We start from the raw sequence: 7,319 nt of genomic DNA on the forward strand, positions 1-7,319 counted from the left end.
CGGTGGGCGGAAGCCCAAGGTCTCGCTGAGGTAGCTCTCGGCCCCCTCGGCCTCGAGCCCGTCCTCCGTGCCGGCGGCGCTGCGGGGCGAGGGCCACCCGTGCAGCCAGAAGAGCGCGACCGAGCCGGGCAGGGCGATGAGCAGGGGCAGCCACGACCGAGGCTCCAGGGCGAAGGACACCGCGAACGCCACGAGCAGCGGACTCTCCGCGAGGGCCGTCCGGACCGTGGTCGTCGAGGTGAAGAAGCGCAGGCTCGTCGCCACGGCGTTCTCACGGGGAAGGCCGAGGGGCAGCGCGGGCACGGCATACCCCACTCGCCGGATGAGGACGGCCGCGGCGAGAAGCGCGAGCAGGACGGCGCCGACAGCAGGCACGGACGGCATCGGCGCCCTGGGGTCCACGGCGATGCGCACCGCGGTGACCATCAGCGACCCCATCGCGACCGCGGCGCTCACCAGCTGCACCGGTCGCAGCGCGGAGGCCGGCGAGGGCGCGGGCTCGGTGCTCATGGTTCCCGAGCATACGTGCGGGGTCCGCCGCGGCCGGGCGGGCATTTAGCCATCGGCCACGCGACGGCTAGCATGGTGCGTCGGTGCGGCACGGCGGCGGCATGCCCTCCGTCGGATGCCCGCCGCATCGCCGTGAGATTCCCCAGACAGCAGGCCGCCACCGGCCGTGAGCCCAAGCCAACGGAGTACCCGCAGTGAAGAGTGCGCTCGAGACCCTCAACCCGACCCGGGTCAAGATGACCGTCGAGGTCCCCTTCGAGGAGCTCAAGCCGAGCCTCGATGCGGCGTTCAAGGCCATCGGCGAGCAGATTCAGGTCCCCGGCTTCCGCAAGGGCAAGGTCCCGGCCCGGATCATCGAGCAGCGCGTCGGCCGCGCGGCGGTCCTCGAGGAGGCGGTCAACAACGCCCTTCCGCAGTTCTACGGCCAGGCCCTCGAGGAGCACGCGGTGCGCCCGCTCGGCCAGCCCGAGATCAGCGACCTCAAGGTGCCCGCGACCGACGGTGAGGACTTCACCTTCACCGTCGAGGTCGACAAGCGCCCGGAGATCACGCTGCCGGACTTCGGCTCCATCGAGCTGACCGTCGACGAGGCGACGGTCGACGAGGCCGACGTGACGGACCGCCTCGACACCCTGCGGGCCCGCTTCGGCACCCTCAAGAGCGTCGACCGCGAGGTCCGCGAGGGCGACTTCGTCTCCATCGACCTGTCGGCGCAGGTCGAGGGCGAGGAGGTCGACTCCGTCACCGGCGTGTCCTACGAGGTCGGCTCCAAGAACATGCTCGACGGCCTCGACGAGGCCCTCGTCGGCATGCGGGCCGATGAGACCAAGACCTTCACCGCGCCCCTCGCCGGAGGCGACCGGGCGGGCGCCGAGGCGGAGTGCACGGTCACCGTGACGGCCGTCAAGGAGCGCGAGCTGCCCGAGCTCGACGACGACTTCGCCCAGCTGGCCTCCGAGTTCGACACGCTCGAGGAGCTGCGCGCCGACGTGGAGAGGGCGGCGCTGCGCGACGCGAAGCTCGCCCAGGGGGTGGCCGCCCGCGACAAGCTCCTCGAGGTCATGCTCGAGCAGGTCGAGGTGCCGGTGCCCGAGAGCGTCATCGAGGCGGAGATCCACTCCCACCTCGAGGGCGAGGGCCGCCTCGAGGACGACGAGCACCGCACCGAGGTCGACGAGAGCACCCGCAAGTCGCTGCGGACCCAGCTTCTCCTCGACGCCCTCGCCGAGCAGGAGTCGATCCAGGTCCAGCAGCAGGAGCTCATCGAGTTCCTCGTGATGATGTCGCAGCAGTACGGCGTCGACCCCAACACCTTCGCGCAGTCCATCGACCAGGAGGGCCAGATCCCCTCCATGGTGGCCGAGGTCGCCCGTCGCAAGGCGCTCGCGACGGTGCTCGAGAAGGTGACGGTCAAGGACTCGGCCGGCAACGTCGTCGACCTGAACGAGACCGTCCCGGGCACCGAGGACGAGGACGAGGATGCCACCGATGCGCCCGGTGCCGCGTCGGGCGACGCGTCGGAGGAGGCGAAGGTCGTCACCGACGCGGAGATCGCCGTCGACGAGGCCGAGGGCTCGCAGTCCGACCCCACCCGCGAGGAGAAGGCCGACGCCTGAGCGCGTCCCCGCGTCCCCGGCTCGCGTGAGCCGATCCGTCTGGCGTATGCCGGTGACCATCCCCCGGGACGGTCACCGGCATCCGTCGTCCATGGCACCGGCCGACGCGGGTGTCTGGCGCGTATGCCGTGTGCCCCGAGGTGCCGTGCCCACGCAAGTGGGTATGGGTTGGTCGGAGCCACGGGTGGTGGCGGCCGGACCCTTTTACGGAATCTGCGACAAGTGAGGAGTCACGACATGGGTGTCTTCGACAAGGCGGAAGACGAGGCGAACGTCGAGCGCGGGGCCGAGGACCGCTCCGGCGGCGCCGCCGGCGAGAACGTCGGCGTGGGCGGGGTCGGCACACCGCCCGAGGCCGAGGCGGCAGCTGGACCGACCGAGGCGTCGCGGACCGGCTCCGGGCCGGCGCCCGCGGCGGGAGAGAGCGGGCCGGGCGCCGCGGAGGACCGGGCGGGCCTCGGCATGGAGGTCACCGAGGGGGAGGGCCTCGGCAGCAGCGCGGTCAGCGGTGAGGACATGGGCGGGTTCGACGTCGGCGCGGCCCGGCTCGACGACACGAGCGGGGCGAAGGCACCGAGCACGGACCTGACGGGCGGCGACGCCAGGCCTACGGGCGGCGACGCCGGTGCGGAGGCTGACGTGCCCGAGTCCCTGCGGGCGGGCGTCGCGGCCGGGGCCCGCGAGGGCGTCGCGGGCGCCGAGGACGTCGCCGGGGTCGACCAGGGGCCGGCCACGATCCCGACGGACACGACCACGGAGGACGACGGGTCCTCCTTCGACCCCACCGGTGCCGTCTCGGACGCCGCGGAGTCGGGCCAGGACAACGGCCTGAACAGCTGACCCTGCGCCGCGAGGGCGTGGCCGGCTCCGTGGTGGTGGAGCCGGCCACCCTTTGCCGGGCGGCGTGGGGGCGTGGTGGCGTGGTGGCGTGGCGGCGAGGTGCGGCCTGGGCGGCATACCGGCCGTTTGTGCGCTGACGGCGAACACGGCTCGGGTCGGGAAATCGTCTGTCGGCCCTGCACGTTAGGGTCAGTGACGAGCCAGCCGGCGACCCGCGCACCACCTGGTGGGCCCGGCTGGAGAACTTCGACGATGGAGACATGGTGACCGCGGACATCTCCGCCAACGGCAACGGCATGCCGGGTGGTCTGGACGACCACATCTACAACCGTCTGCTCAAGGAGCGGATCATCTTCCTCGGCTCCGACGTGCGCGACGACAACGCCAACGCGATCTGCGCGCAGCTGCTGCTGCTCTCGGCCGAGGACCCGGACAAGGACATCTGGCTCTATATCAACAGCCCCGGCGGCTCGATCTCGGCCGGCATGGCCATCTTCGACACGATGAACTGGATCCCCAACGACGTCGCCACGGTCGCCATGGGCATGGCCGCCTCGATGGGCCAGTTCCTGCTGTCGGCCGGCACCAAGGGCAAGCGCTACGCGACACCGCACGCCCGCGTCATGATGCACCAGCCCTCCGGCGGCATCGGCGGCACCGCGACCGACATCAAGATCCAGGCCGAGCAGATGCTCTTCGTCAAGAAGCAGATGGCCGAGCTCATCGCCCAGCACACGGGCCAGAGCGTGGATCAGATCACCAAGGACTCCGACCGGGACCGCTGGTTCAGCGCGGAGGAGGCCAAGGAGTACGGCTTCGTCGACCACGTCTTCCAGCGCTCGGAGCAGGCGACCGACGGCACCGGCGTCGGTCAGGCCGACGCCAAGACCGAGACCAAGTGACCACCGGCCCAAGGACGGGAAAGACCGACATGATGACGACCCCCGCCTCGCGTCTCGGCGCCGTGGCCCAGCCGTACCCCCAGCCGCAGAGCCGCTACATCCTGCCGCAGTTCGAGGAGCGCACCTCCTACGGCATGAAGCGCTCGGATCCCTACAACAAGCTCTTCGAGGACCGCATCATCTTCCTCGGCGTGCAGGTCGACGACGCGTCCGCCGACGACATCATCGCGCAGCTGCTCGTCCTCGAGTCGCTCGACCCGGACCGCGACATCCTGATGTACATCAACAGCCCCGGCGGGTCGTTCACGGCCATGACGGCGATCTACGACACGATGCAGTTCGTCCGCCCCGATATCCAGACGTTCGTCATCGGCCAGGCCGCCTCGGCGGCCGCCGTGCTCCTCGGAGCCGGCGCGGAGGGCAAGCGATTCGGCCTGCCGAACTCGCGCATCCTCATCCACCAGCCGGCGCTCTCGGGCGGCGACTACGGCCAGGCCTCCGACATCGAGATCCAGGCCAACGAGGTGCTGCGCATGCGCACCTGGCTCGAGGACACCTTGGCTCATCACACGGGCCGCACCTCCGACCAGGTCCGCGGCGACATCGAGCGCGACAAGATCCTGTCCGCCGAGGACGCCAAGGAGTACGGCCTCATCGACGAGGTGCTTGCCTCGCGCAAGGCCTCCCTCACCGCCTGACCCCACTGCGGCATACGCGAGGATCTAGGCGGGATCGCATCAGGAGGGACCCATGGGCGAAAGCGACTTCGAGGCCGCGGTGGCGGCCGTCAACGCGGTGACCCGCGACCCCGGCAACGACGTGAAGCTGCGGCTCTACGCCCTCTACAAGCAGGCGACGCAGGGCGACGTCGCGGGCAAGCGGCCCGGGTTCACCAACCCGGTCGGGCGGGCCAAGCACGACGCGTGGGCGGCGCTCGCCGGCATGTCGCGGGCGGAGGCGGAGGCCACATACGTCGCGGAGGCGCGGCGACTCACCTCGTGACGCCGGCGGGGTCCGCGGCCTCCCCGCGGACCCCGCGGTTCGGGGCCTCGCCGCGGCTCAGTCGGCGTCCGGTCGGGGGCGCGGCGCGTGGCAGGGTGGTGGGCTCGAGCCAGCCGACGTGGCTTTGTCAGCCGTCAGCGGACAAGCGGCGTTGCGCACGACGCGGGCAGCCGGTCCGTCGTCTAATGAGACGTGGCCCCCGAGCCGGGCCCCCAAGCGTGCGCACCCATGCGCACACGGTCGTCGAGGGATCCAGGAGCATTCAGGTGGCACGCATCGGAGAAGGCGGAGACCTGCTCAAGTGCTCGTTCTGCGGGAAGAGCCAGAAGCAGGTCAAGAAGCTCATCGCCGGTCCGGGTGTCTACATCTGCGACGAGTGCATCGACCTGTGCAACGAGATCATCGAGGAGGAGCTCGCCGAGTCGTCCGAGCTCGGGCTCGAGCACCTGCCGAAGCCTCGCGAGATCTTCGACTTCCTCGAGAACTACGTCGTGGGCCAGGACAACGCCAAGAAGTCTCTCGCGGTCGCGGTCTACAACCACTACAAGCGGATCCAGGCCGGCGAGGGCGTCAAGAAGTCCGACGACCACGTCGACATCGCCAAGTCCAACATCCTGCTCATCGGACCGACCGGCTCGGGCAAGACCTACCTCGCCCAGACGCTCGCGCGGATGCTCAACGTGCCCTTCGCCATCGCCGACGCGACGGCTCTGACGGAGGCCGGCTACGTCGGCGAGGACGTCGAGAACATCCTGCTCAAGCTCATCCAGGCCGCCGACTACGACGTCAAGAAGGCCGAGACGGGCATCATCTACATCGACGAGGTCGACAAGATCGCCCGGAAGAGCGAGAACCCGTCGATCACCCGCGACGTCTCCGGGGAGGGCGTCCAGCAGGCGCTGCTGAAGATCCTCGAGGGCACCACCGCGTCGGTGCCGCCGCAGGGCGGGCGCAAGCACCCGCACCAGGAGTTCATCCAGATCGACACGACGAACGTCCTGTTCATCGTCGGGGGCGCGTTCGCGGGGCTGGAGAAGATCATCGAGTCGCGGTCCGGACGCAAGGGCCTCGGCTTCGGCGCCACCTTGCACAGCGCCAAGGATCAGACGGACGGGTTCGCCGACGTCATGCCCGAGGACCTGCTGAAGTTCGGCCTTATCCCCGAGTTCATCGGCCGCCTACCGGTCCTGACGACGCTGACGCCACTCGACCAGAGCGCGCTCGTCAACATCCTCACGACGCCGCGCAACGCCCTCGTCAAGCAGTACGAGCGGATGTTCGAGATCGACGGCGTCGAGCTCGAGTTCACCGAGGACGCCCTCGAGGCGGTCGCCGACCAGGCGCTCCTGCGCGGCACGGGAGCCCGGGGCCTGCGCGCGATCATGGAGGAGGTCCTCCTGCCGGTCATGTTCGACGTGCCGAGCGACGACGGCATCGCCCGCGTCGTCGTCACCCGCGAGGTCGTGCTCGACAACGTCAACCCGACCATCGTGCGCCGCGGGGTGGAGCCGCGCGCGAAGCGCCCGCGCAAGGAGTCGGCCTGACGCCCGACCACGCCGGGGGCTGACCCGTGGCGGCGCCGTTCCGGCTGCGGGCCGGTGACCCCGCGCCGGTCCAGCAGTCCGGCACCACGTGCGGCTCGGCGTGCCTCATCGTGGCCCGCATGCTGCTCGACCCCGCCTTCGCCGACTGGATCCGGCTCGGCGCCGGCCGGGGGTGGGACCCGGGCGGGGACCGGCCCGGTGAGACGGAGACCGAGCGCTTCGCGGCATACGAGCGGGTCGTCGTTGCCCGGACCAACGGGCTCGTGGGGGCGGGGGGACGGCTCCAGCCGCCCTGGCCTCGGGCGCTCGGTACGCCGCCGTGGGGCGCGCGCCGCGAGCTCGAGCTCGGTGGGGCGCGCCCAGGTGCCCGCTACGCCGTCGGGTGGTGCCGGCTCGGGGGTCGGGCCACCCTCGAAGCGGCGTATGCCGCACTCCTGAGGCGGGCGCGCCCCGGCCGCCCGGCGCTGCTCTATGTCGGCAACCGGTGGCTGCCGCGGCATGTCGTCCTCGTCGTGCCCGCAGCCGGCCGGGAAGGGCTGGAGGTCTACGAGCCGTCGGCCGGGCAGGTCGTCGACATGCCGCGGGACGCCTTCGTCTCCCGACGCCTGGGGGTGGGGGGCTGGGACGTGCCGTGGGCTGCCGTCTGGGACCTCTCCCGGGCCTGAGCCGTGCGAAGTGGCCACTCGACTGTGGCGCTCAGTCGAGTGGCCAGTTTGGTGCGGGCGGTTCGTGCGGAAGTGGCCACTCGACTCGGGTGGGGGCGCCAGCGATCGGTCGAGTGGCCAGTTTGGTGCGGGCCGTCCGTGCGGAAGTGGCCACTCGACTTGGGTGGGGGCGCCAGCGGTCAGTCGAGTGGCCAGTTTGGTGCGGGCCGTCCGTGCGGAAGTGGCCACTCGACTGGGGGG

8 protein-coding genes are annotated in these 7,319 nt (G+C 71.0%); 7 read left to right on the plus strand and 1 reads right to left on the minus strand.

Annotated features, from left to right (window positions below; translation table 11 throughout):
• A partial coding sequence (locus tag VFJ94_RS04065) for a hypothetical protein (RefSeq protein WP_325002911.1) occupies positions 1 to 510 on the minus strand: 510 nt, incomplete at its 3' end.
• A 194-nt stretch (positions 511 to 704) separates the two neighbouring features.
• Here VFJ94_RS04065 and tig point away from each other — a divergent pair.
• The 7 genes from tig (at position 705) to VFJ94_RS04100 (ending at position 7,079) form a co-directional block, all read left to right on the plus strand.
• A complete protein-coding gene (gene tig, locus VFJ94_RS04070) occupies positions 705 to 2,126 on the plus strand; it encodes a trigger factor (RefSeq protein ID WP_325002912.1) in 1,422 nt (473 codons plus the stop codon).
• A gap of 237 nt (positions 2,127 to 2,363) precedes the next feature.
• On the plus strand, positions 2,364 to 2,966 hold the full coding sequence (locus tag VFJ94_RS04075; RefSeq protein ID WP_325002913.1) for a hypothetical protein: 603 nt from the start codon (positions 2,364 to 2,366) through the stop codon (positions 2,964 to 2,966).
• Between the two features lie 260 nt (positions 2,967 to 3,226).
• On the plus strand, positions 3,227 to 3,868 hold the full coding sequence (locus VFJ94_RS04080) for an ATP-dependent Clp protease proteolytic subunit (protein WP_325002914.1): 642 nt from the start codon (positions 3,227 to 3,229) through the stop codon (positions 3,866 to 3,868).
• Between the two features lie 29 nt (positions 3,869 to 3,897).
• Complete coding sequence (locus VFJ94_RS04085) at positions 3,898 to 4,566, plus strand: ATP-dependent Clp protease proteolytic subunit (RefSeq protein ID WP_325002915.1); 669 nt, start codon at positions 3,898 to 3,900, stop codon at positions 4,564 to 4,566.
• Positions 4,567 to 4,618: 52 nt separating this feature from the next.
• A complete protein-coding gene (locus tag VFJ94_RS04090) occupies positions 4,619 to 4,870 on the plus strand; it encodes an acyl-CoA-binding protein (RefSeq protein ID WP_325002916.1) in 252 nt (83 codons plus the stop codon).
• 266 nt (positions 4,871 to 5,136) lie between these two features.
• Entirely contained in the window at positions 5,137 to 6,414 is a 1,278-nt protein-coding gene (clpX, locus tag VFJ94_RS04095; RefSeq protein ID WP_325002917.1) for an ATP-dependent Clp protease ATP-binding subunit ClpX, read from the plus strand.
• 26 nt (positions 6,415 to 6,440) lie between these two features.
• Positions 6,441 to 7,079 carry a hypothetical protein gene (locus tag VFJ94_RS04100; protein WP_325002918.1) on the plus strand — a complete coding sequence of 213 codons (639 nt, stop codon included), beginning with the start codon at positions 6,441 to 6,443 and terminating at the stop codon, positions 7,077 to 7,079.
• The last annotated feature ends 240 nt before the right edge of the window (positions 7,080 to 7,319 follow it).

Origin of the sequence: Intrasporangium sp., from assembly GCF_035688975.1 — a bacterium.
Classification (GTDB): domain Bacteria; phylum Actinomycetota; class Actinomycetes; order Actinomycetales; family Dermatophilaceae; genus CALMNV01.

Excerpts from the sequence above, each read along its gene's own strand:
- VFJ94_RS04075 (WP_325002913.1), top strand. The coding sequence starts at position 2,364 with ATGGGTGTCTTCGACAAGGCGGAAGACGAGGCGAACGTCGAGCGCGGG.
- VFJ94_RS04080 (WP_325002914.1), top strand. The coding sequence starts at position 3,227 with ATGGTGACCGCGGACATCTCCGCCAACGGCAACGGCATGCCGGGTGGT.
- VFJ94_RS04085 (WP_325002915.1), top strand. The coding sequence starts at position 3,898 with ATGATGACGACCCCCGCCTCGCGTCTCGGCGCCGTGGCCCAGCCGTAC.
- VFJ94_RS04090 (WP_325002916.1), top strand. The coding sequence starts at position 4,619 with ATGGGCGAAAGCGACTTCGAGGCCGCGGTGGCGGCCGTCAACGCGGTG.